General features: G+C 69.8%; 19 protein-coding genes, 6 tRNA genes and 1 pseudogene. 15 read left to right on the plus strand and 11 right to left on the minus strand.

Going from position 1 to position 22852, the window contains the following annotated elements:
- Positions 1-3 precede the first annotated feature (3 nt).
- The gene (locus RM812_RS33695) at positions 4-567 is read right to left on the minus strand and encodes a hypothetical protein (RefSeq protein ID WP_311581419.1); all 564 of its coding nucleotides are present in this window, start codon (positions 565-567) and stop codon (positions 4-6) included.
- A gap of 96 nt (positions 568-663) precedes the next feature.
- A complete protein-coding gene (locus tag RM812_RS33700) occupies positions 664-1014 on the minus strand; it encodes a metallopeptidase family protein (protein ID WP_311581421.1) in 351 nt (116 codons plus the stop codon).
- A gap of 132 nt (positions 1015-1146) precedes the next feature.
- Between RM812_RS33700 and RM812_RS33705 the strand changes: the two genes are divergently transcribed.
- The 7 genes from RM812_RS33705 (at position 1147) to RM812_RS33735 (ending at position 7865) form a co-directional block, all read left to right on the plus strand.
- Complete coding sequence (locus RM812_RS33705) at positions 1147-2721, plus strand: metallophosphoesterase family protein (RefSeq protein ID WP_311581424.1); 1575 nt, start codon at positions 1147-1149, stop codon at positions 2719-2721.
- A gap of 80 nt (positions 2722-2801) precedes the next feature.
- Positions 2802-2874 (plus strand) — tRNA-Glu (locus tag RM812_RS33710).
- Positions 2875-2924: 50 nt separating this feature from the next.
- Positions 2925-2999, plus strand: a tRNA-Asp gene (locus RM812_RS33715).
- Between the two features lie 24 nt (positions 3000-3023).
- A tRNA-Phe gene (locus tag RM812_RS33720) sits at positions 3024-3097 on the plus strand.
- A 199-nt stretch (positions 3098-3296) separates the two neighbouring features.
- Positions 3297-7256 (plus strand): ATP-dependent RNA helicase HrpA, encoded by a 3960-nt coding sequence (gene hrpA / locus RM812_RS33725; RefSeq protein WP_311581427.1) that lies wholly within the window; start codon positions 3297-3299, stop codon positions 7254-7256.
- 140 nt (positions 7257-7396) lie between these two features.
- Positions 7397-7471: transfer RNA gene (locus RM812_RS33730), tRNA-Asp, on the plus strand.
- Between the two features lie 199 nt (positions 7472-7670).
- Positions 7671-7865, plus strand: coding sequence for a DUF6274 family protein (locus RM812_RS33735; RefSeq protein ID WP_311581431.1), 195 nt, complete (start codon positions 7671-7673; stop codon positions 7863-7865).
- Between the two features lie 481 nt (positions 7866-8346).
- Here the strand turns inward: RM812_RS33735 and bldC are convergent, their stop codons facing one another.
- A complete protein-coding gene (gene bldC / locus RM812_RS33740; protein WP_003949541.1) occupies positions 8347-8553 on the minus strand; it encodes a developmental transcriptional regulator BldC in 207 nt (68 codons plus the stop codon).
- A 532-nt stretch (positions 8554-9085) separates the two neighbouring features.
- Complete coding sequence (locus RM812_RS33745; RefSeq protein ID WP_311581773.1) at positions 9086-9937, minus strand: hypothetical protein; 852 nt, start codon at positions 9935-9937, stop codon at positions 9086-9088.
- Between the two features lie 220 nt (positions 9938-10157).
- Between RM812_RS33745 and RM812_RS33750 the strand changes: the two genes are divergently transcribed.
- Both RM812_RS33750 and RM812_RS33755 read left to right on the plus strand, forming a co-directional pair.
- Complete coding sequence (locus tag RM812_RS33750) at positions 10158-11252, plus strand: Leu/Phe/Val dehydrogenase (RefSeq protein ID WP_311581776.1); 1095 nt, start codon at positions 10158-10160, stop codon at positions 11250-11252.
- A 322-nt stretch (positions 11253-11574) separates the two neighbouring features.
- On the plus strand, positions 11575-11826 hold the full coding sequence (locus RM812_RS33755; RefSeq protein WP_311581779.1) for a DUF3073 domain-containing protein: 252 nt from the start codon (positions 11575-11577) through the stop codon (positions 11824-11826).
- A 97-nt stretch (positions 11827-11923) separates the two neighbouring features.
- Here RM812_RS33755 and purM read toward each other — a convergent pair whose 3' ends face one another.
- The 4 genes and pseudogenes from purM to RM812_RS33775 all read right to left on the minus strand — a co-directional run bounded on the left by purM (position 11924) and on the right by RM812_RS33775 (position 15762).
- Positions 11924-13006, minus strand: a complete 1083-nt coding sequence (gene purM / locus RM812_RS33760) for a phosphoribosylformylglycinamidine cyclo-ligase (RefSeq protein WP_311581782.1) — start codon at positions 13004-13006, stop codon at positions 11924-11926.
- Positions 13007-13052: 46 nt separating this feature from the next.
- Positions 13053-14579 (minus strand): amidophosphoribosyltransferase, encoded by a 1527-nt coding sequence (purF, locus tag RM812_RS33765; RefSeq protein ID WP_311581785.1) that lies wholly within the window; start codon positions 14577-14579, stop codon positions 13053-13055.
- A gap of 62 nt (positions 14580-14641) precedes the next feature.
- Positions 14642-14839: pseudogene (locus RM812_RS33770) on the minus strand (META domain-containing protein); the annotation flags it as partial.
- Between the two features lie 125 nt (positions 14840-14964).
- Entirely contained in the window at positions 14965-15762 is a 798-nt protein-coding gene (locus tag RM812_RS33775) for a maleylpyruvate isomerase family mycothiol-dependent enzyme (RefSeq protein ID WP_311581787.1), read from the minus strand.
- 174 nt (positions 15763-15936) lie between these two features.
- On the opposite strand from RM812_RS33775, the gene RM812_RS33780 reads away from it, so the two are divergent.
- On the plus strand, positions 15937-16521 hold the full coding sequence (locus tag RM812_RS33780) for a Uma2 family endonuclease (RefSeq protein ID WP_311581790.1): 585 nt from the start codon (positions 15937-15939) through the stop codon (positions 16519-16521).
- Between the two features lie 52 nt (positions 16522-16573).
- On the opposite strand, the gene purL is transcribed toward RM812_RS33780, so the two are convergent.
- The 3 genes from purL to purS are packed head-to-tail and all read right to left on the minus strand — an operon-like array spanning position 16574 to position 19778.
- Positions 16574-18832 carry a phosphoribosylformylglycinamidine synthase subunit PurL gene (gene purL, locus RM812_RS33785; protein ID WP_311581792.1) on the minus strand — a complete coding sequence of 753 codons (2259 nt, stop codon included), beginning with the start codon at positions 18830-18832 and terminating at the stop codon, positions 16574-16576.
- Positions 18829-19509, minus strand: a complete 681-nt coding sequence (gene purQ, locus RM812_RS33790; protein ID WP_311581794.1) for a phosphoribosylformylglycinamidine synthase subunit PurQ — start codon at positions 19507-19509, stop codon at positions 18829-18831. Before purQ ends, purL begins: the two co-directional genes overlap by 4 nt.
- On the minus strand, positions 19506-19778 hold the full coding sequence (purS, locus tag RM812_RS33795) for a phosphoribosylformylglycinamidine synthase subunit PurS (protein ID WP_053133538.1): 273 nt from the start codon (positions 19776-19778) through the stop codon (positions 19506-19508). Before purS ends, purQ begins: the two co-directional genes overlap by 4 nt.
- Before the next feature lie 340 nt (positions 19779-20118).
- Here purS and RM812_RS33800 point away from each other — a divergent pair, with 340 nt between their 5' ends.
- From RM812_RS33800 to RM812_RS33820, 5 genes are all read left to right on the plus strand, one after another.
- Complete coding sequence (locus tag RM812_RS33800) at positions 20119-20436, plus strand: histone-like nucleoid-structuring protein Lsr2 (protein ID WP_239771018.1); 318 nt, start codon at positions 20119-20121, stop codon at positions 20434-20436.
- A gap of 234 nt (positions 20437-20670) precedes the next feature.
- A tRNA-Gly gene (locus RM812_RS33805) sits at positions 20671-20742 on the plus strand.
- 80 nt (positions 20743-20822) lie between these two features.
- Positions 20823-20895, plus strand: a tRNA-Gly gene (locus RM812_RS33810).
- 148 nt (positions 20896-21043) lie between these two features.
- Positions 21044-22015, plus strand: coding sequence for an ABC transporter ATP-binding protein (locus RM812_RS33815; RefSeq protein WP_311581802.1), 972 nt, complete (start codon positions 21044-21046; stop codon positions 22013-22015).
- Positions 22016-22095: 80 nt separating this feature from the next.
- The gene (locus tag RM812_RS33820; RefSeq protein WP_311581823.1) at positions 22096-22848 is read left to right on the plus strand and encodes an ABC transporter permease; all 753 of its coding nucleotides are present in this window, start codon (positions 22096-22098) and stop codon (positions 22846-22848) included.
- Positions 22849-22852: the final 4 nt, after the last annotated feature.

The following is a 22852-nucleotide window of genomic DNA, read 5'->3' on the forward strand; positions in this document are numbered from 1 at the left end:
CGCCTACACCGGCACCCCGGCCTCCGGGGCCGGCTCCCGGTGCGCCAACTGCGTCCCCGGCGGCTCGTGCGCCGACGAGGACGGCTCCGGCGGCGTCGGCTCCGGCGGCGGTGACGCGGGCGGCTCCTGGGGCGGCGTCGGCTCCGGCTCCACCGTCCGCGGTGGCTCCACGGGCGGCGTCCAGGTGGGCGCCGGCTCGTCCGGCCCGCCGTCCCCCGCCGGAGCGGACCCGGTCGGACGCGCGGACGGCGGAGCCGCGGGAGACGTGCCCTTCTCCTCCCCGCCCCCGCCCTTGCCCCCGCTCTCGTCGTCGCCCTTGCCCGGCTTCCCCTTTCGCTTCCCCTTGTCACGCCCGTGCCCGCCCTCGACCGCGGCGGCGCCGTACCCGACGTTCCCGCCCGACGCCTGCGGGCCGTCGTCGGAGCCCGCACCGCCCCGCTCCCCGGCGGAGTGCGACGGCCTGGCGCCCCCGCCGGCCCCGTCGTCACCCACACTCATGCAGCCGGCGGCAGCGGCGACGGCCACGGCCGTGGCGGCCAGACGGACGGGTACGTACAAGGGGCGCACGGGCGGCCACCTCCGGTCTCAAGGAGTCGACCTGCCCAACTCCCGTCACGCACAAGAGGACACGCGCCCCGCGAGGCGGACCTTGACCCGAGCGCGTCACCCGTACCCGAGCGCGTGCAGCCGCGCGTCGTCGATCCCGAAGTGGTGTGCGATCTCGTGGACCACGGTCACCTCGGTCTCCGCCACGACGTCCTCGCGCGTCTCGCAGAACCGCAGCGTCGGCCCCCGGAAGATGGTGATCCGGTCCGGCAGCACCCCCGCGTACCACTCACCGCGCTCCGTCAGCGGCGTCCCCTCGTACAGTCCGAGCAGCTCGGGATCGTCCGTCGGTGGTTCGTCCTCGACGAACACCGCGACGTTGTCCATGAGCCGCGTCAGTTCCGGCGGGATCCGGTCCAGGGCCTCGGCGACCAGTTCCTCGAACTCCTCGCGCGTCATCTCCAGCACAGGGCTCATTGTCGGGTACGACCGTGGGGTACGACACAGACGCGCCCCGCACCGTCCCGCCCCGCTCCCCCGGCCCGGCGGCCGGAGGCCACCGCCCGCATATCCGCCCCGGGCCCCGGGCATACGGGACCAATGGCCCGCGTCCCCGCCGCAGTCCTGCACGTCCTGGCCGAGGTGATGAAACCCATCCGCAACGCCCCGCACGCCCTCACCCGCCGCCACCACGCGCACCGGACGTCCACGGTGCTCGAACCCGCCCCCCGGACACGCCCGTGGACCCGCGCCGTCGGCCTCGTCGCCGTCGTCCTGCTCGGGGCCTGGCTGGGACTGCTGGTGGTGGGCCAGGTCCGGGTCCCGGTCGGCCCCATGAACACGACCATGACCCTGCGTCCCTCCCTGGCCGGCGGCACGAAGATCAACGTCTCCCCGCTGGGCGCACTCCAGCTCGACAGCCACGTCGCCCCCGTCCGCCTGGACGTCAACGTCGACCAACTCGACCCCGACCGCGCCCAGGCCCTCGTCGACCACCCCGAGCGCCTCTCCGGCCTCCAGGACGAGGTCGCCCGGGACGTCGAACACGGCACCCTCGACCTCGCCGTCCGCTCCTGCGTCGCCGTCGTCACCGGCGCCACCGCCCTCGGCCTCGCCGTCTACCGCCGCCCCCGGCGCGCCCTGGGCGCCGGGGGCCTCGCCCTCACCCTCCTGGTCGCCTCCGGCGGTACCGCGTACGCCACCTGGAACCCCGACTCGGTCCTGGAGCCGAAGTTCTCCGGCCTGCTCTCCTCCGCGCCCTCGCTCGTCGGCGACGCGCGCAGCATCGTCACCGAGTTCGACGTCTACCAGCAGGAACTGGCACGCCTGGTCACCAACGTGACCAAGCTCTACGACGTCACCTCCACGCTCCCCGCCTACCAGCCCGACCCGACCACCATCCGTGTCCTGCACGTGTCGGACATCCACCTCAACCCGGCGAGCTGGAAGATCATCGCCTCGCTGGTGGAGCAGTACAAGGTGAACGTGATCGTCGACTCCGGCGACACCATGGACCACGGCACGGCCGCGGAGAACGGGTTCCTCGACCCGATCGAGGACCTCGGCGCCCCCTACGTCTGGGTCCGGGGCAACCACGACTCCACCGTCACCCAGGACTATCTGGAGGGCCTGAAGAACGTGCACGTCCTGGACGACGGCCGGGCCCGGACCGTGGCGGGCCTGCGCTTCGCCGGAATCGGCGACCCGCAGTACACCCCCGACCGTTCCCGGCCGGAGGGCGCGGAAGCCTCCCAGGAGCTCGCCGGCGCCCGCCTGGCCTCCGCCCTCCGCGACCAGGCCGCGGCCGACACCCCCGTGGACGTCGCGATCGCCCACGAGCCCTCGGCGGCGCGCGAGGTGGACGGCGGGGTGCCCCTGGTGCTCGCCGGGCACGTCCACCACGAGGACATGGAGGTCATGAAGTACGGCACCCGCCTGCGCATCGAGGGCTCCACCGGCGGCAGCGGCCTGCGCGCCGTCGAGGGCAAGTACCCGGACCCGATCCAGGCGTCGATCCTCTACTTCGACCGGGACACCCGACGCCTCCAGGCCTGGGACGAGATCAAGCTCGGCGGCCTGGGCCTGACGACGGCGGAGGTCAGCCGCCACCTGCCGAAGGAGAACCAGCCGGGCGCGACCCCGTCCCCCTCCGGCGCGAGCTCCGGCCCTCCGTAAAGCGTTTTGGCGATACCTCCCGCCATCGCCTATGCTTCTCACGTCCCCGACGCGCTGAGAAGCGCCCAGGCGGGCCGATAGCCCTCATCGTCTAGCGGCCTAGGACGCCGCCCTTTCAAGGCGGTAGCACGGGTTCGAATCCCGTTGGGGGCACGCAGTACGGTGTGCGACACTTGCTTTCGTTGGTTCGCACGCATCCACATGGTCCTGTGGAGCAGTTTGGAGTGCTCGCCACCCTGTCAAGGTGGAGGCCGCGGGTTCAAATCCCGTCAGGACCGCTGAGGTTTCACGTGAAACCTCACGGCTGGGTAGCTCAGTTGGTACGAGCGATCGCCTGAAAAGCGATAGGTCGCCGGTTCGACCCCGGCCCCAGCCACAGCAAAGGCCCCGATCTCCGGATCGGGGCCTTGTTGTATGTCGGTGCAGCCCTCCGCGTACCTGTGCACCCTCCGCGTACCTGTGCACCCTCCGCGTACCGGTGCAGTCCTCGGTGTATCGGTGGACGGGTGCCTCCGTGGGCGTGGCGGCAAAAGCGTTCGCCAGGATTTTCCCCGGGATGCGATCCTGGAGACCGTATGTCTACGCACCCCGCCCCCGCCCTCGGCGCCCTCGCTTCCCGGCTGACCGAGTTGTCACTGCGCGATGCGCACCGGCTCGGCCGCAGGCTCGAGGGTGCGCGGAAGATCCGTAAGCCGGAGGCCCGGGCCGCCGTTCTCGCCGAGATCGAGACAGAGGTGGCCAAGGCCGAACAACGCATGGGTGAGCGCCGGGCCCGTGTGCCCGCGGTCAGCTATCCCGAGCAGCTCCCGGTCAGCCAGAAGAAGGACGTGATCGCGGAGGCCATCCGCGATCACCAGGTCGTCATCGTCGCCGGTGAGACGGGGTCCGGGAAGACCACGCAGATCCCGAAGATCTGTGTGGAGCTCGGCCGTGGCGTGCGCGGCATGATCGGACACACGCAGCCCCGGCGGATCGCCGCCCGTACCGTCGCCGAGCGGGTGGCGGACGAGCTGGACACGCCGCTCGGTGAGGCCGTCGGCTGGAAGGTGCGGTTCACCGACCAGGTGAATCCGGACGCGACCTTCATCAAGCTGATGACGGACGGCATCCTCCTCGCCGAGATCCAGACCGACCGCGAGCTGCGCGCCTACGACACGATCATCATCGACGAGGCGCACGAGCGGTCCCTCAACATCGACTTCCTGCTGGGTTACCTCGCGCAGCTGCTGCCGAAGCGGCCGGATCTGAAGGTCGTCATCACCTCGGCGACGATCGACCCCGAGCGTTTCTCCCGGCACTTCGGTGACGCGCCGATCATCGAGGTCAGCGGCCGGACGTACCCGGTGGAGGTGCGGTACCGCCCGCTCCTCGAGGAGGACGGCGACGACGCCGACCGGGACCAGATCACCGCGATCACCGACGCCGTCGAGGAACTGATGGGCGAGGGCAAGGGCGACATCCTCGTCTTCCTCTCCGGTGAGCGGGAGATCCGGGACACCGCCGACGCGCTCGAGAAGAAGAAGTACAGATTCACCGAGATCCTGCCGCTGTACGCCCGCCTCTCCCACGCCGAGCAGCACCGGGTGTTCCAGCAGCACACCGGGCGCAGGATCGTTCTCGCCACGAACGTCGCCGAGACCTCGCTGACGGTGCCGGGCATCAAGTACGTCATCGACCCCGGCTTCGCCCGCATCTCGCGCTACAGCCATCGCACGAAGGTGCAGCGGCTGCCCATCGAGCCGGTCTCGCAGGCCAGCGCCAACCAGCGCAAGGGCCGCTGCGGGCGGACCAGCGACGGCATCTGCATCCGGCTGTACAGCGAGGACGACTTCGACGCGCGGCCGGAGTTCACCGACGCGGAGATCCTCCGGACGAACCTCGCCTCCGTCATCCTGCAGATGACCGCGGCCGGCCTCGGCGACATCGAGAAGTTCCCCTTCATCGATCCGCCGGACCACCGCAACATCCGCGACGGTGTGCAGCTCCTCCAGGAGCTGGGTGCGCTGGACCCCGCGCAGAAGGACGCACGCAAGCGGCTCACCGACACCGGGCGCAAGCTGGCCCAGCTGCCCGTCGACCCGCGGCTGGCGCGGATGGTGCTGGAGGCCGACAAGAACGGCTGTGTCCGCGAGGTCATGGTCATCGCGGCGGCGCTGTCCATCCAGGACCCGCGGGAACGTCCGGCGGACAAGCAGGCGCAGGCCGACCAGCAGCACGCCCGTTTCAAGGACGAGACCAGCGACTTCCTCGCGTTCCTCAATCTCTGGCGGTACGTCCGCGAGCAGCAGAAGGAGCGGGGCTCGTCGTCGTTCCGCCGGATGTGCAAGCAGGAGTACCTCAACTTCCTGCGGATCCGCGAGTGGCAGGACATCTACACGCAGCTGCGCACGGTCGCCAAGCAGATGGGCATCCATCTCAACGACGCCGACGACGCCGCCCCGGACGACCGCGTGCACGTGTCGCTGCTGGCCGGGCTCCTCTCCCACATCGGTATGAAGGACGTGAAGGAGGGCGCGAAGAACGAGTACGTGGGTGCGCGGAGCGCCAAGTTCGCGATCTTCCCCGGTTCGGCACTGTTCAAGAAGCCCCCGCGTTTCGTGATGTCGGCGGAGCTGGTGGAGACCTCCCGTCTCTGGGCCCGCGTCAACGCGAAGATCGAGCCGGAGTGGGTGGAGCCGCTCGCCGGGCACCTCCTCAAGCGGACGTACAGCGAGCCGCACTGGGAGAAGGACCAGGCGGCCGTGATGGCGTACGAGAAGGTCACGCTGTACGGCGTGCCGATCGTGGCCCAGCGCAAGGTGAACTACGGGCGGATCGATCCGGAGGCCAGCCGCGAGCTGTTCATCCGGCACGCGCTGGTCGAGGGCGACTGGCGCACGCACCACAAGTTCTTCGCGGACAACCGCCGGCTGCTGACCGAGGTGGAGGAGCTGGAGCACCGGGCCCGGCGCCGGGACATCCTGGTCGACGACGAGACGCTGTTCGACTTCTACGACCAGCGGGTGCCCGAACACGTCGTCTCCGGTGCGCACTTCGACTCGTGGTGGAAGCACAAGCGGCACGAGCAGCCCGACTTCCTCGACTTCGAGCGCGAGATGCTCATCAACGAGAAGGCGGGTGCGGTCACCAAGGACGACTATCCGGACTCCTGGCGCCAGGGGCCGCTGAAGTTCCGTGTGACGTACCAGTTCGAGCCGGGTGCGGACGCGGACGGGGTGACCGTCCACATCCCGCTCCAGGTGCTCAACCAGGTCACGGACGAGGGCTTCGACTGGCAGATCCCGGGGCTGCGCGAGCAGGTCGTCACGGAGTTGATCCGGTCGCTGCCCAAGCCGATCCGCCGCAACTACGTGCCGGCCCCGAACTACGCCCAGGCGTTCCTGGAGCGGTCCGTGCCCCTGCAGGAACCGCTGACGGTGACCATGGCGCGGGAGCTGAAGCGCATGGTGGGGGTGCCGTTCGACGCGGAGGACTTCGACTGGTCGAAGGTCCCCGACCATCTGAAGATCACTTTTCGGATCGTCGACGAGCGCCGCCGCAACCTCGCGGAGGACAAGGATCTGGAGGCCCTGAAGCTCCGGCTGAAGCCGAAGGCGCGCAAGGCGCTGTCGCAGGCCGCGGCGGCCACCGCGGAGCGCAGTGGCGGCGAGTCCGTGGAGCGCGCGGGGCTGACCGACTGGACGATCGGCACGCTGTCCCGTGTCTTCGAGACACGGCGGGCGGGCCAGCCGGTGAAGGCGTATCCGGCGCTGGTCGACGACGGAGCGACGGCGAACACCGTCTCCGTTCGTCTCTTCGACACCGAGGCCGAGCAGGCGCAGGCGATGTGGAGGGGCACGCGTCGGCTGATCCTGCGCAACATCCCGGTCAATCCCGCGAAGTTCGCGAGCGATCGCCTGACCAACCAGCAGAAGCTGGGCCTGTCGGCGAATCCGCACGGTTCGGTCCAGGCGCTGTTCGACGACTGCGCGACGGCGGCGGCGGACCGGCTGATCGCGGACTTCGGCGGGCCGGCGTGGGACGAGGAGTCGTACCGCAAGCTCTACGACAAGGTCCGCGCGGAGATCGTCGACACGACCGTCCGTACGGTGGGTCAGGTGCAGCAGGTGCTGGCCGCCTGGCAGGCCTGTGAACGGCGCCTGAAAGCCGTACGCAGCCCCGCGCTGCTGCCGAACCTCCAGGACGTGCGGGCGCAGCTGGACGAGTTGGTGAAGCCCGGTTTCGTGACGGAGGCGGGCATCGGACGGCTGCCGGACCTGATGCGCTATCTGGTCGCCGCCGACCGGCGTCTGCAGCAGATGCCGACCGGCGTCCAGCGGGACACGACCCGGATGGAGAAGGTCCACGAGATGCGGGACGAGTACGCGTGGCTGCTGGAGCAGATGCCGCGGGGGCGGCCGGTGCCGCGGCAGGTCCTGGACGTCCGCTGGATGATCGAGGAGCTGCGGGTCAGCTATTTCGCGCACGCGCTGGGCACGGCGTATCCCGTCTCGGACAAGCGGATCGTGAAGGCGATCGACGCGCTCGTGCCGTAGCCGGGGCCGGATCGGAACCGTGACGGGACGCGCACGGAGGGTGAGTTCGACCCGGGGCCCACCCTCCTGTACAGTCTCATCTCGCAGCGCAACGCAGGCAGAATCCGAAAGCGAATCCGCCGCGTGGCACCGCAAAGCCTGGTCCTGTGGAGCAGTTTGGAGTGCTCGCCACCCTGTCAAGGTGGAGGCCGCGGGTTCAAATCCCGTCAGGACCGCAAGGAAAGAAGCCCCGCACCGAATGGTGCGGGGCTTCTTTCGTCGCCCTCGTCCCCTGGCGGCGCGTCCTGCCCCACGGGTCGCCCGCCACACGGCCCCAGAAGCCCTCAGCGCCCCTCTCACGGCCTTGACGGCGTCACATTCGCTCGGTACTCCAAAGACAGGGCACGTTCCCCGTACGGCCCCTGGAGGCGGCGTATGACGGCATCGGTCAGGCACGAGACGCGGGCACTGCTGCGTGCGCATCTGTCGGCCGCGTCGTCGTACCGTCATCTGACGCGCCACTGTCCGATCTGCCACCGTCTGTTGCGGCTGGCGTGGGACTCGCCGGCCCCGGTGTCCCCGACGGGTCGTCAAGAGGGCGTCGAGGACGGGAGGGCACCCACCGCGTGACCCCTGCCGACCCCAACGCCCTTGTCACGCCGATCTGGTGGAACCAGCGCTTCCTCTAGCGCACGCACGCCGGAGCCAACAAGCTTCGTGTCCTGTGACGGGTGTCACGGCGTGAGTTTTTGAGACGGTGGCACTTACGCCTCGCCTACAACGAGTCAATTTAATATGTGCAATTGCACTTCCGTCCCGCCCCTCGCACACAGGGGATCCGACAGCCCTCCCCAGACTCCGACAAGGGCGCTCACAGGACAGGCGGGCAGGCTGCCACCAGGCAGGGCACGGAAGGTGCCCGGACATAAAAAGATCGCGCTGGACCCGGCGGAGTCCAGCGCGATCGACGACGCACCCTGTCGGTGGCCCGACATGTTCGAACGGCTTGGGCGGAGGGCCTGTTGGGGCAGGTCCCGCGTCGTGTGGAGCTGTGGTTCCGAGCGTCCGGGCAGGTTGGGGGACCTGCCGTTTGGCCCGGTTATTCAGTTGTTCAGGCCTCGCTGCGCTGCTGCGGGATGCCCGCGAGCAGAGCGCGGACCTCGGCCTCGCGGTAGCGGCGATGCCCGCCGAGCGTGCGGATCGACGTGAGCTTGCCGGCCTTCGCCCAGCGCGTGACCGTCTTAGGGTCGACGCGGAACATGGTGGCGACCTCAGCCGGGGTCAGCAGCGGCTCGGCATCAGGGGTGCGAGCGGTCATGAGCGGCCTCCTCGGGAGAACCGAACCTTCTCGGTTCTTTCCTCTAAATTCTGCACCTTGACCCGCGTTGCCCGAAATGGCGGACGCGAGTCGAGTCGGTTATAGGACGAACGGCTTGTCCTCGGCACTACAACTACACCATCTGTCCAGCCGCGTCGGCCAAACCGATGGAATTGCCCTCCCAGGTGTTCATCAGCGACGGAAGCCGATGGACCGTGCCATAGCGGACAGTCACGCCACTGTGACGATCAGTCACAGGACGAGCAGAAGTCACCAGGCCCCCCAAAGCGCGCAATGCTGAGATTCCGCCCACAGTGCATCACAACAGGACGGAAAGAGCCCTCCCCGGGCTCCTTGTCCTATTTTGGCACGAGGAGGGGCAAGCGGCGCAAGAGTGCTGTACGTGCGGTCCGTCACGCTTGACACATACGCCCGGATCGGGACCTACGTCCCGTGCTGACGAGAAGTCAGCTCACCCGGGGCGGGTGTCGGAGCGGAAGACGAAACCCCAAAACGGGCGGCACGTCAAACGTCAGTTCGCCGACCGCCGGTCCCGCACCGACCGCCACCGCTCCACGAGCCGCCCGTACGCCGCACCCGCCGTGGCCCCGTCGCCGTGGCGCAGCGCCTCGATGCCCTCGGCCACGTCCGCCGCGGAGTGGTCGTCCTCCAGCTCGCCGGCCGGCAGGGCGTGCACGAGCCCGCCGTAGTCGAGCTCCACCAGTGAGCGCGGGTGGAACTCCTCCAGCCAGCGCCCCACGTCCACCAGTCCGTCGATCAGCGGGCCCTCGTCCATGGCCTCCTTCAGGGCCCTCAGTCCCCGGGCCACCCGGCGGCGCGCCTGCACCATCGGCGTCCGGTAGCGCAGTACCGGCGCGTCCGCCCCGGGGCCGTCACCGCCCTTCTCGTACTCCCGCTCCTCGTCGGAGACCAGCACGAACCAGTTGATCGGCACCTGCCAGGTCGCCGTGCGGATCCACGGGCGGGCGTCCGGGTTGCGCTCGAGCCAGCGTTCGTAGTCCCGCGTGGTCTGGCTGCGTACGACCGGTGGGAGCAGGGCGTCCAGCACCGGTTCCGGGAAGTCCTCGGCCAGCTCCACCAAGGCCTGCCAGCCGCGCAGCCGGGTCCGCCAGGGGCAGACGCAGACCACGCCGTCGGCCTCGGTCACGAAGGCGTCGGCACTTTCGTGCACCGGTACCGGGACCGGTGGGGTGGGCAGCAGGTCGGCCAGGGAGCGGCGGAGTTCGTCCTGGTAGGAGGGCAGGTCGGTGCGGCGGGCGTAGCGGGTCCAGTGGGCGCGCTCCGGCTCGGGGAAGGCGGCCAGCGGCTCGTACACGCGCAGGTACGCCGCGTAGGGGACGATCACCGAGGACACCTTGGGCACGCCTGCTCCCTCCCCCGCGCACCGCCGCGAAAACCCGCGGCAAACGATCACGAACGCGCGGGAACCTCTGCAAATCGCCGCACGCCCGTACTCCGTGCGGAGGTGATCCTGAGCACTCTCCGGCGGGGGGACCCCGGCAGGCTCTAATCTCATGCCACAGTCCCCGCCACCCGCACGGGGACCCGTCTCCAACCGCCGCACCTACACAGGAGTCACCACCGTGACCGACGTAACCGGCGCACCTGCTGATGTTCTGCACACCCTGTTCCACTCGGAGCAGGGAGGTCATGAGCAAGTCGTGCTCTGCCAGGACCGTGCCAGCGGCCTCAAGGCCGTCATCGCCCTCCACTCCACCGCCCTCGGCCCCGCGCTCGGCGGTACGCGCTTCTATCCGTACGCGAGCGAGGCGGACGCCGTCACCGACGCGCTGAACCTCGCGCGCGGGATGTCGTACAAGAACGCCATGGCCGGACTCGACCACGGCGGCGGCAAGGCCGTGATCATCGGCGACCCGGAGCAGATCAAGTCCGAGGAGCTGCTCCTCGCCTACGGCCGGTTCGTCGCCTCGCTCGGCGGCCGCTACGTCACCGCCTGCGACGTCGGCACGTACGTCGCCGACATGGACGTCGTGGCGCGCGAGTGCAGCTGGACGACCGGGCGGTCCCCCGAGAACGGCGGCGCGGGGGACTCCTCCGTGCTCACCGCCTTCGGTGTGTACCAGGGCATGCGCGCCTCGGCCCAGCACCTGTGGGGCGACCCGTCGCTGCGCGACCGCACCGTCGGTGTCGCAGGCGTCGGCAAGGTCGGCCACCACCTCGTCGAGCACCTGCTGGCCGAGGGTGCGCACGTGGTCGTCACCGACGTACGCAAGGACGTCGTCCGGGGCATCACCGAGCGGCACCCCTCGGTGGTCGCCGTCGCCGACACCGACGCGCTGATCCGGGTCGAGAACCTGGACGTCTACGCCCCGTGTGCGCTCGGCGGCGCGCTGAACGACGACACCGTGCCGGTGCTGACCGCCAGGGTGGTGTGCGGCGCGGCCAACAACCAGCTCGCCCACCCGGGCGTCGAGAAGGACCTCGCCGACCGCGGGATCCTCTACGCGCCCGACTACGTGGTGAACGCCGGCGGTGTCATCCAGGTCGCCGACGAGCTGCACGGCTTCGACTTCGACCGGTGCAAGGCCAAGGCGGCGAAGATCTACGACACCACGCTGGCCATATTCGCTCGTGCGAAGGAGGACGGTATTCCGCCGGCCGCCGCGGCCGACCGGATCGCCGAGCAGCGGATGGCGGAGGCGCGTACCCGGCGGTGATTCCGCGGTGATCCCGTGGTGATCGGGGCAGGGTTTTCGAACGTTTGACCGGTACCCGCCGGCGGGCAGTTGGAGAGAACTCTCACTTCTCCCGGCGGGTCGACGGCCGAAACGTGGTTAAAATCGCCGTTGACCAGCGAGGACGGGGCGCCTCGAAGGTTCTGGGCGCGGCCACGTCCTGCGGGCGACGTACCGTATGGGCGTGGGCTCAGGTACCGTGGAAGCCCTACGGACCGGTCTCTCCACGGAGAGCCCGTTCCGGACCATGAACGCGTGTCAAGACTCTGGGGCCGTCGAGCCCCGTCGTTGAGGGGGTCGAGCCATGGGGCGCGGCCGGGCCAAGGCCAAGCAGACGAAGGTCGCCCGCCAGCTGAAGTACAACAGCGGTGGGACTGATCTCTCCCGCCTGGCCGAGGAGCTGGGCGCATCGCCGTCGAATTCGCAACCGCCGAACAGCGAGCGATTCGAGGACGATGAGCAGGACGACGACGTGTACGCACGGTACGCCGACCTCTATGAGGACGACGACGAAGACGAGGACGGCCAGTCCCCGCAGCAGCGACGCGGCGCTTGACCTTGCACTGAGCACTTTCCCGGTCGGTGACGGAAGTCACCGACCGGGTTCTGTGCTGTCCGCGGGAACCGCAGGGTCTCACGGGAACCGCTGGGTCTCAGACGGCGTAGTCGCCGACGAGCGCCGCGCCCGTCTCGTGGTCGCCGCGGTCGGTGATCTCTCCGGCCACCCAGGCGTCCACCCCGCGGTCGGCCAGGGCCGCCAGTGCCACGTCCGTCGACTCCTCGGGCACGATCGCGATCATGCCCACGCCCATGTTGAGGGTCTTCTCCAGCTCCAGGCGTTCGACCCGGCCGGTCGTGCCGACGAGGTCGAAGACCGCGCCCGGGGTCCAGGTGGAGCGGTCGACGACGGCGTGCAGGCTGTCGGGGATCACTCGGGCCAGGTTGGCGGCGAGCCCGCCTCCGGTGACGTGGCTGAAGGCGTGGACCTCCGCGGTCCTGGTGAGCGCCAGGCAGTCCAGGGAGTAGATCTTGGTCGGTTCCAGGAGCTCCTCGCCGAGCGTGCGGCCGAGGCCGTCGAGGTGGGCGTCCAGGGACAGGCCCGCCTCGTTCAGCAGGACGTGGCGGACGAGCGAGTACCCGTTCGAGTGAAGCCCGGAGGACGCCATGGCGATGACCGCGTCACCCTTACGGATGCGATCGGGGCCCAGCAGCCGGTCGGCCTCCACGACGCCCGTACCGGCGCCGGCGACGTCGAAGTCGTCCGCTCCGAGCAGGCCGGGGTGTTCGGCCGTCTCGCCGCCCACCAGGGCGCAGCCGGCCAGCACACAGCCCTCGGCGATGCCCTTGACGATGGCGGCGACGCGCTCGGGGTGGACCTTGCCGACGCAGATGTAGTCGGTCATGAAGAGCGGCTCGGCGCCACAGACCACGATGTCGTCCATGACCATGGCGACCAGGTCGTGGCCGATCGTGTCGTAGACGCCCAGCTGCCGGGCGATGTCGACCTTGGTGCCGACGCCGTCGGTGGCGGAGGCGAGCAGGGGGCGCTCGTAGTTCTTGAGGGCTGAGGCGTCGAAGAGGCCGGCGAAGCCGCCGAGGCCGCCGAGGACCTCGGGGCGCTGCGTCTTCTTGACCCATTCCTTCATGAGCTCGACGGCGCGGTCGCCCGCCTCGATGTCGACACCTGCTGTTTTGTAAGACGCTGATGCGTAGCTGGCACCAGTTGTGTCAGGCATGACGATGAGAACCTTTGTGTCGTACGGCAGGTATTGCGGACGGCTGCTACGGGCGACGGATGGCGTCGGCGGCGGCCGTGGCGGCGGGCCCGGCGGCCAGCTCGGTCTCCAGGAGCTGCTTGCCGAGCAGCTCGGGGTCGGGGAGCTCCATCGGGTACTCGCCGTCGAAGCAGGCGCGGCAGAGGTTCGGCTTGGCGATGGTGGTCGCCTCGATCATGCCGTCGATGGAGATGTACGCCAGGGAGTCGGCGCCCAGCGAGGTGCCGATCTCCTCGACGCTCATGCCGTTGGCGATGAGCTCGGCGCGGGTGGCGAAGTCGATGCCGAAGAAGCAGGGCCACTTCACGGGCGGGGACGAGATCCGGATGTGGACCTCGGCGGCGCCCGCCTCGCGCAGCATGCGGACCAGGGCCCGCTGGGTGTTGCCGCGGACGATGGAGTCGTCGACGACGACCAGCCGCTTGCCCTTGATGACTTCCTTCAGGGGGTTCAGCTTCAGGCGGATGCCGAGCTGGCGGATGGTCTGCGAGGGCTGGATGAAGGTGCGCCCGACGTAGGCGTTCTTCACCAGGCCGTTGCCGAAGGGGATGCCGGAGGCCTCGGCGTACCCGATGGCGGCGGGAGTGCCGGACTCCGGGGTCGCTATGACGAGGTCCGCCTCGGCGGGGGCCTCCTTGGCCAGCTTGCGGCCCATCTCGACGCGCGAGAGGTAGACGTTGCGGCCGGCGATGTCGGTGTCCGGGCGGGCCAGGTACACGTACTCGAAGACACAGCCCTTGGGCTTCGCTTCTGCGAATCGTGACGAGCGCAGACCGTTCTCGTCGATGGCGACGAACTCGCCCGGCTCGATCTCGCGGACGTAGGAGGCGCCGCAGATGTCGAGGGCGGCGGACTCGGAGGCGACCACCCAGCCGCGCTCGAGGCGGCCGAGGACCAGCGGGCGGATGCCCTGCGGGTCGCGGGCGGCGTAGAGGGTGTGCTCGTCCATGAAGACGAGGCTGAAGGCGCCCATGACCTTCGGAAGGACCGTGTGAGCGGCCTCTTCGATGGTCAGCGGCTTGCCGTCCTCGTCGACCTGGGCCGCGAGGAGCGCGGTCAGCAGGTCGGTGTCGTTGGTCGCCGCGACCCGCGTGGAGCGGCCGTCCTGCTTGGGCAGGTCGGCGACCATCTCGGCGAGCTGGGCGGTGTTGACGAGGTTGCCGTTGTGGCCGAGCGCGATGGAGCCCTGCGCGGTGGCCCGGAAGGTTGGCTGGGCGTTCTCCCACACGGAGGCGCCGGTGGTCGAGTAGCGGGCGTGTCCGACCGCGATGTGACCCTGGAGCGAACCGAGCGAGGTCTCGTCGAAGACCTGGGACACGAGGCCCATGTCCTTGAAGACGAGGATCTGGGAGCCGTTGCTGACCGCGATACCCGCGGATTCCTGGCCCCGATGCTGGAGGGCGTAGAGCCCGAAGTACGTGAGCTTTGCGACCTCTTCGCCCGGAGCCCAGACACCGAAGACGCCGCAAGCGTCCTGGGGGCCCTTCTCGCCGGGAAGTAGATCGTGATTGAGTCGACCGTCACCACGTGGCACGCTTCCGAGTGTAGGCGAGGTCGACCACTGGTCCGAATTGGGGATACGGACTCACGTGGGGATCACTGGTCGGTGACGGCGCGGACGGTGGTGCCGTCTTCGCTGGTCAGCGTGAGGGTCTCGTGGTCGATCCGACCGTCGAAGAGGCGCAGTGTCCGCTTCTCGGCGTCCATGAGTGAGCCTTCGCACATCATTCGGGTGACGGCCGGAGCGTTGAGGGCGATATGTCCGTCGCGGACGGTGGCCGTGGCGTTGGCTTCTCGCTGCCGCAGGCGGCGGCGAGCGGGAGGAGCGCGGCGACGGCGGCCACGGTCAGGGTCGTGCTGCGCTGCCTTTTCTGCCCGCACATGCCCGTTCGACGGAGGCGGGGAAGGTCCGGTTCCCCTCAGCTCAGCACCGGCAGCAGCTCCCCCAGGTCGGCCCGCTCCCCGCTCGCACTCACCTTCGCGTCGGCCACGGCGTCCTTCCAGGCCAGCCGCCCAGTCGCCAGCCGGATCCAGGTCAGCGGGTCGGTCTCGACGACGTTGGGCGGGGTGCCGCGGGTGTGCCGGGGGCCCTCGACGCACTGCACCACGGCGTACGGCGGGATCCGCACCTCCGTCGAGCCGCCGGGCGCCTTCACGGCGAGCGCGTCGGCCAGCAGCCGGGTCGCGGCCGCCAGGGCCTGCCGGTCGTAGGGGATGTCGAGGCCGGGCACGGCGGCGCCCAGGTCGTCGGTGTGGACGACCAGCTCGACGGTGCGGGTCACGAGGTAGTCGTCCAACGGCAGGGCGCCCGCGTTGGTCTCCAGGAGCCGGCTGCCGGAGTGCTCGGCGAGCAGCGCGCGCAGGCTCTCCTCGATGTCGGCGAGGTGGGCGTCGAGGTCGGGATGGTCCGCGGCCAGCTTCCGGGTGAAGTCGGCGATCGCGTCGGCGTTCCCGGCGGTGGCGAAGGGCCACTCGACGACCTGGACGTCCTGGCGGGGCGGGGCTGGCCGGTCCACGGCGCGGTGCACGGCGGTCAGGGCCATCCCGACGTGCGCGACCAACTCCCGCACCGTCCAGTCCCCGAGCCGCGTGGGCAGGGCGAGCTGCTGCGGGGTGAGGGTGCGGACGGCTGCCCGTACGTTGCCGAACTGGGCCAGCACGGCGGTGCGGGTACGTGCGGGGTCGTAGGCGCGGGCGCGTTTCCTGGCGGGCGGCATGGCGGCGAGCCTAGTCCGCGGGGCCGACGGGGCGCTCGGGATATGCCGGGTCCGGGCCGGCCGGCGGGAGTGCGGCCGCGCGGGCAGTCACTCGTACGTGTGTCTGGCGGTGGAAACCGGCCCCGAAGCGCCGGAGCACGGAAACACTGGTCCGCGCCTGGAAGGAGGTGCACCATGACGGTTATGGCCGAGCACACGTCTCAGATGTCGGTGGACGAGTTCGAAACGATCGCTTCCACTGCTCCCGAGACCGTCACGTTGGAGTACATCGACGGACGGATCGGGGTCAAGAAAGTGACGGACGGGGATCACGACACCATCGTGTCCTGGCTGGCCAAGCGCTGTATGCAGGCCCGGCCCGACCTGGACCTGTATTACGGGCGAGGCCTCCGGGTCGACGCGTACCGGCAGAGCAGGGCACGGCCGGACGCCGTGCTCGCGCCCGAGGCCCACTTCGCGGGGCACGGCGAATGGGCCGACCCGGACGGCGCGCTCATGGTCGTCGAGGTCACCTCGTACGACTCGGACACGGACCGGAGGGACCGGCACGAGAAGCCGGCCGCGTACGGGCAGGCCGGGATCCCCCTGTACCTGCTGATCGACCGGGACTCCTGCACCGTCACGGTGCACAGCGGACCGGACCGGCAGGTCGGTGGCTACCGCGACGTCCGCGTCGCCACGTTCGGCGAGACGATGGCGCTCCCCGATCCCGTGGGCATCGAACTCGACACGGAGGTCCTCAAGAACTACGTGCGGTGAAACAGCGAGGTCCCGTCCGGTGCCGGACGGGACCCCGTCGTCTCGGGCCGCCCTACGCCAGCAGCGCCGGGATCGTGCCCTCGTGGGCCTCGCGCAGCTCGGTCAGGGGGAGGGTGAACTCGCCCTGCACCTCCACCGCGTCGCCGTCCACGACACCGATGCGGGTGGCGGGCAGGCCGCGCGCGCCGCACATGTCGTTGAAGCGGACCTCTTCCGAACGCGGGACGGCGACGACCGCGCGGCCCGCCGACTCCGAGAACAGGAAGGTGAAGGCGTCGAGCCCGTCCGGTACGACCAGACGCGCGCCCTTGCCGCCGAGCAGGGCCGACTCGACGACCGCCTGGACCAGGCCGCCGTCGGACAGGTCGTGCGCGGAGTCGATCATGCCGTCGCGGGAGGCGGAGATCAGGATCTCGCCGAGGAGGCGTTCACGCTCCAGGTCGACCTTCGGGGGCAGGCCGCCGAGGTGGTCGTGGATCACCTGGGACCACGCCGAGCCGCCGAACTCCTCACGCGTGTCGCCGAGGAGGTAGAGCAGCTGCCCGTCCTCCTGGAAGGCGACCGGCGTGCGGCGGGCCACGTCGTCGATGACGCCGAGGACCGCGACGACCGGCGTCGGGTGGATGGCGGCCTCACCGGTCTGGTTGTAGAGCGAGACGTTGCCGCCGGTCACCGGGGTGCCGAGCTGCTGGCAGCCGTCGGCCAGACCGCGTACGGCCTCCGCGAACTGCCACATGACCGCCGGGTCCTCCGGCGAGCCGAAGTTCAGGCAGTCGGAGACCGCGAGCGGCTTGGCGCCGGTGGTCGCCACGTTGCGGTAGGCCTCCGCCAGGGCCAGCTGCGCGCCCGTGTACGGGTCGAGCTTGGCGTAGCGGCCGTTGCCGTCCGTGGCGATCGCGACGCCGAGGCCGCTCTCCTCGTCGACGCGGATCATGCCGGAGTCCTCCGGCTGGGCGAGGACGGTGTTGCCCTGCACGAAGTGGTCGTACTGCTGGGTGATCCACTTCTTGGACGCCTGGTTCGGGGAGGACACCAGCTTCAGGACCTGGTCCTTCAGCTCCTCGCCCGTCTGCGGCCGGGGCAGCTTGTTCGCGTCGTCGGCCTGGAGGGCGTCCTGCCAGTCGGGGCGGGCGTAGGGACGCTCGTAGACCGGGCCCTCGTGCGCGACCGTGCGCGGGTCGACGTCGACGATCTTGCCGCCGTGCCAGTAGATCTCGAGGCGGTCGCCGTCGGTCACCTCACCGATGACGGTGGCGATGACGTCCCACTTCTCGCAGATCTCCAGGAAGCGGTCGACCTTGCCCGGCTCGACCACCGCGCACATGCGCTCCTGCGACTCGCTCATGAGGATTTCCTCGGGCGAGAGCGTGGAGTCGCGCAGGGGGACGTCGTCCAGGGTGACGCGCATGCCGCCCGAGCCGTTCGACGCCAGCTCGCTGGTCGCGCAGGACAGGCCCGCGGCGCCCAGGTCCTGGATGCCGACGACGAGCTTCTCCCGGAAGGCCTCCAGGGTGCACTCGATGAGGAGCTTCTCCTGGAAGGGGTCGCCGACCTGAACGGCGGGGCGCTTCGACGGCTTGGCGTCGTCGAAGGTCTCCGAGGCCAGGATGGAGGCGCCGCCGATGCCGTCGCCGCCGGTCCGGGCGCCGTACAGGATGACCTTGTTGCCCGCGCCGGACGCCTTGGCGAGGTGGATGTCCTCGTGCCGCATGACGCCGATGGCACCGGCGTTGACCAGCGGGTTGCCCTGGTAGCAGGCGTCGAAGACGACCTCGCCGCCGATGTTGGGCAGGCCCAGGCAGTTGCCGTAGCCGCCGATGCCGGCGACGACACCGGGGAGCACCCGCTTGGTGTCGGGGTGGTCCGCCGCACCGAAGCGCAGGGGGTCCACGACCGCCACCGGGCGGGCGCCCATCGCGATGATGTCGCGGACGATGCCGCCGACACCCGTGGCCGCGCCCTGGTAGGGCTCGACGTAGGAGGGGTGGTTGTGCGACTCGACCTTGAAGGTGACCGCGTAGCCCTGGCCGACGTCGACGACACCGGCGTTCTCGCCGATGCCGACGAGCATCGCGTCGTTGGCGGGGGCCTTCTCGCCGAACTGGCGGAGGTGGACCTTGGAGGACTTGTACGAGCAGTGCTCGGACCACATCACCGAGTACATGGCGAGTTCGGCACCGGTGGGCCGACGGCCGAGGATCTCCACGACCCTCTCGTACTCGTCCTTCTTCAGGCCCAGCTCGGCCCAGGGCAGCTCGACGTCGGGGGTCGCGGCCGCGTGCTCGACCGTGTCCAGAGGCGTCCGGCTCATACGTTGACCAGCTTCTTGAGGATCGAGGTGAAGAACGGGAGGCCGTCGGTGCGGCCGGTGCCGATCAGCGGCTCGACGGCGTGCTCGGGGTGCGGCATGAGGCCGACGACGTTGCCCGCGGCGTTGGTGATGCCGGCGATGTCGTTGAGCGAGCCGTTCGGGTTGACGTCGAGGTAGCGGAAGGCGACGCGGCCCTCGGCCTCCAGCTCGTCCAGCGTGCGCCGGTCGGCGACGTAGCGGCCGTCCATGTTCTTCAGCGGGATGCTGATTTCCTGGCCGGCGCTGTAGTCGCTGGTCCAGGCGGTGTCCGCGTTCTCCACCCGCAGCTTCTGGTCGCGGCAGATGAAGTGCAGGTGGTCGTTGCCGAGCATCCCGCCGGGCAGCAGGTGGGCCTCCGTGAGGATCTGGAAGCCGTTGCAGATGCCGAGCACCGGGAGACCGGCCTTCGCCTGGTCGATGACGGTGTCCATCACCGGCGAGAAGCGCGCGATGGCGCCGGCGCGCAGATAGTCGCCGTAGGAGAAACCGCCGCACAGCACGACGGCGTCGACCTGCTTGAGGTCCTTGTCCTTGTGCCAGAGGGCGACGGGTTCGGCGCCGGCGACGCGGATCGCGCGCTGCGTGTCCCGGTCGTCGAGACTGCCGGGGAAAGTGACGACGCCAATACGAGCGGTCACTTCACGGCCCCCGCGACCACGTCGTCGGACTCGACCTTGACGGTGAAGTCCTCGATCACGGTGTTGGCGAGGAAGGATTCCGCAAGATCATGGATGCGGGCGAGGGCGGCGTCGTCGACCGGTCCGTCCACTTCCAGTTCGAATCGCTTTCCCTGACGTACGTCCGAGATCCCTTCGAAACCCAGTCGCGGCAGTGCGCGCTGCACCGCCTGGCCCTGGGGGTCGAGGATCTCCGGCTTGAGCATGACGTCGACTACGACGCGTGCCACTGGCACTCCCGGTGTGTGGTGCTGAGCAGGTCCCTTCAGACTACCCGTACAAAATTTCTACGCGCGTAGCCTTGGAGGAAACTACGTGAGCCCTGTCACGATCCGGCCTCGACGGGAGGCGGTCACGAAAAACTTCGGGAAAGATCCCGGATCGAACCCGGACGCCTATTGCGCGACAGACACGCGGAGAGATTTAGTCGGGCTTCCCATTGCAATGCCAGGCACTGTACAAATGAAATGTCATTAGCCGATACTTTGCCCAATTACAGGCGAACAGTCGGCATCATCGCGGCGTCTCGGCACGTCATCGCGGAGATGCCGCACGAAGGGACCGATATTCGTGGCGCAGCGTGTCGTGGTCACTCTCTTTGACGACATCGACGGCTCGGAAGCGGCGGAGACGATCGCCTTCGGAGTCGACGGCCGGATGTACGAGATCGACCTGAACGAAGCCAATGCCCGGAAACTGCGCAAGGCTCTCGAGCCCTACGTGTCGGCCGGCCGCAAGCGGTCGCGCTCCGGCAAGGCGTACCGGCAGACGGAGGTCGCCCCCGACCCGGCGGCGGTCCGGGCCTGGGCCCAGGCGAACAAGATGGACGTGCCCGCGCGGGGCCGGATCCCGAAGAGGGTGTACGAGGCGTTCGCCGAGGCTCAGTGAGCCCTGCGCAGTGACCCCAGGGCAGTGAGCCGTACGCAGTGAGCCGTACGCGATGAGGCGTCCGTGGTGAGGCGCCGTCCATGGTGGTCGGTGGCGACGCGCCGACGACTGGGCGGCGGTCGACGGCCGCCCAGCCGCCCCTCGCGGGAACCGACTTGCGCAGCACCCCAGGTGATCAGCTAGAGTCTGGAGCACGCCGAGGGGCAAGGCCGAAAGGCCCAGCTCACGGAACATGCGGGTGTAGTTCAGTAGTAGAACATCCCCCTTCCAGGGGGAAGGCGCAGTGTGCAATTCCTGTCACCCGCTCTGCATGGCCGTACCGATCACGCAAGTCGATCAGGTAGGCTGGTGCTCGCACCGATCGGTGAAGGCCGGTCGGCGGCAATGCGGACGTAGCTCAGTTGGTAGAGCGCAACCTTGCCAAGGTTGAGGTCGCGAGTTCGAGCCTCGTCGTCCGCTCGGGAATCAGACCCCGGTCCCTCAAGGACCGGGGTCTTTTCGTGCGCCCGTGACCGACCGGATCGGGCGGCCCCGTTCTGACATTTGTCATGCCGACCGGTGACGGCCCGCACTGCCGACCCTCCCGCGGCGCGGGAATGCTTGAGGCATGCGATCAGACGGACACGAACACGTGATTGAGGTCACCGGCCTGCGACGTGTGTACGGGGGCGGGTTCGAGGCGGTGCGCGGGATCGACTTCTCCGTGCGCCGCGGAGAGATCTTCGCGCTGCTGGGCACCAACGGCGCGGGCAAGACATCGACGGTCGAGCTGCTGGAGGGCCTCGCCGCCCCGGCCGGCGGGCGGGTGCGCGTCCTCGGACACGACCCGTACACCGAGCGGGCCGCCGTACGCCCCCGTACCGGCGTGATGCTCCAGGAAGGCGGCTTCCCGTCCGAGCTGACCGTCGCGGAGACCGCGCGGATGTGGGCGGGCTGCGTGAGCGGGGCCCGCCCGCCGGCGGAGGTACTGGCGGTGGTCGGGCTGGAGTCGAAGGCCGGCATCCGTGTGAAACAGCTGTCCGGGGGACAGCGGCGCCGGCTCGACCTGGCGCTCGCGCTCCTCGGCGACCCCGAGGTCCTCTTCCTCGACGAGCCCAGCACCGGGCTGGACGCCGAAGGCCGCCGGGACACCTGGGAGTTGGTGAGCGAGCTGCGCGACGGCGGTACGACGGTGCTGCTGACCACGCACTACCTGGAGGAGGCCGAGCACCTCGCCGACCGGCTCGCGATCATGCACGAGGGCCGGATCGCCGCCACCGGCACCCCGGCGGAGGTGACCGCCATGCAGCCGTCCCGTATCTCCTTCGAGCTGCCCGAGGGCTATTTCGTGGGTGATCTGCCGCCGCTCGACGAGCTGGGCGTGAGCGATCACGAGGTGGAGGGCCGGACGGTCAGGCTGCGCACCCACGAACTGCAGCGCTCGGCCACCGGGCTGCTGACCTGGGCCGGAGTGGCCGGAGTGGAGCTGCGCCGCCTGGACGTGCGGTCGGCATCCCTGGAAGAGGCGTTCCTGGGGATCGCGAGGGAGGCGTCCGCGAGGACGGCCGGGTCGACGACGACGAAGGAGTACGCGGCATGAGCACCACGACCGGCAACGACTCGGCCGCGCGCGCCACGGACGCCCCCGGCAGCACGCCGACGCGGCGCACGACCACGCCGATGCAGCGCATGACGGCCCTCGCCCGCGCCGAGCTGACCCTGCTCGGACGGAACAAGGGCACCGTCTTCGCCGCGCTGTTCGTGCCGCTGGTGCTGCCGTTCAGTGTGCGGTCGGCGGCCCAGGAGATGGACCTCGCCGAGGCGGGCCTGACCACGGGCACGCTCGTCCTGCCCGCCGCGATCGGCTTCTCCCTGCTGTTCGCCGTCTACTCGGCCCTCGTCGGCGTCTTCGTCGTCCGGCGCGAGGAACTCGTCCTCAAGCGGCTACGCACCGGCGAGCTGCGGGACGTCGAGATCCTGAGCGGGTCCGCGATGCCGGCCGTCCTCAGCGGGCTCGTGCAGTCCCTGCTGCTGGCGGTGGGCTGCGCCGTGCTGCTGGACCTGTCGGCGCCGTCCGCGCCTCATCTGGCGGTCCTCGGCCTGCTGCTGGGCCTCGTGATGTGCGCCGCGCTCGCGGCGGTCACCGCGAGCTTCACCCGGACCGGGGAGAGCGCGCAGGTCACACCGCTGCCGTTCATGTTCGTCTCGATGTTCGGCTCCGCCCTGTTCGTGCCGCTGGAGCTGCTGCCCGACCGGCTGGCCTCCGTGTGCGAGCTGCTGCCGCTGACGCCCGTGATCACCCTGGTGCGCGGCGGCTGGACCGGCGACCTGTCGGCGTACGACGCGCTGGGCGCCGTGGCCACGGCGGTGGCCTGGACCGTGCTCGCGGTGTTTGCTGTACGGCGGTGGTTCCGCTGGGAGCCGCGACACTGACGTA

The organism is Streptomyces lancefieldiae, assembly GCF_031845825.1.
Lineage (GTDB): Bacteria > Actinomycetota > Actinomycetes > Streptomycetales > Streptomycetaceae > Streptomyces > Streptomyces lancefieldiae.

What these genes read in the sequence shown, in the direction of transcription:
- RM812_RS33705 (WP_311581424.1), top strand. Translation starts at nt 1,147, where the DNA reads ATGGCCCGCGTCCCCGCCGCAGTCCTGCACGTCCTGGCCGAGGTGATG.
- hrpA (WP_311581427.1), top strand. Translation starts at nt 3,297, where the DNA reads ATGTCTACGCACCCCGCCCCCGCCCTCGGCGCCCTCGCTTCCCGGCTG.
- RM812_RS33735 (WP_311581431.1), top strand. Translation starts at nt 7,671, where the DNA reads ATGACGGCATCGGTCAGGCACGAGACGCGGGCACTGCTGCGTGCGCAT.
- bldC (WP_003949541.1), bottom strand. Translation starts at nt 8,553, where the DNA reads ATGACCGCTCGCACCCCTGATGCCGAGCCGCTGCTGACCCCGGCTGAG.
- RM812_RS33755 (WP_311581779.1), top strand. Translation starts at nt 11,575, where the DNA reads ATGGGGCGCGGCCGGGCCAAGGCCAAGCAGACGAAGGTCGCCCGCCAG.
- purM (WP_311581782.1), bottom strand. Translation starts at nt 13,006, where the DNA reads ATGCCTGACACAACTGGTGCCAGCTACGCATCAGCGTCTTACAAAACA.
- RM812_RS33775 (WP_311581787.1), bottom strand. Translation starts at nt 15,762, where the DNA reads ATGCCGCCCGCCAGGAAACGCGCCCGCGCCTACGACCCCGCACGTACC.
- RM812_RS33780 (WP_311581790.1), top strand. Translation starts at nt 15,937, where the DNA reads ATGACGGTTATGGCCGAGCACACGTCTCAGATGTCGGTGGACGAGTTC.
- purL (WP_311581792.1), bottom strand. Translation starts at nt 18,832, where the DNA reads ATGAGCCGGACGCCTCTGGACACGGTCGAGCACGCGGCCGCGACCCCC.
- RM812_RS33815 (WP_311581802.1), top strand. Translation starts at nt 21,044, where the DNA reads ATGCGATCAGACGGACACGAACACGTGATTGAGGTCACCGGCCTGCGA.
- RM812_RS33820 (WP_311581823.1), top strand. Translation starts at nt 22,096, where the DNA reads ATGCAGCGCATGACGGCCCTCGCCCGCGCCGAGCTGACCCTGCTCGGA.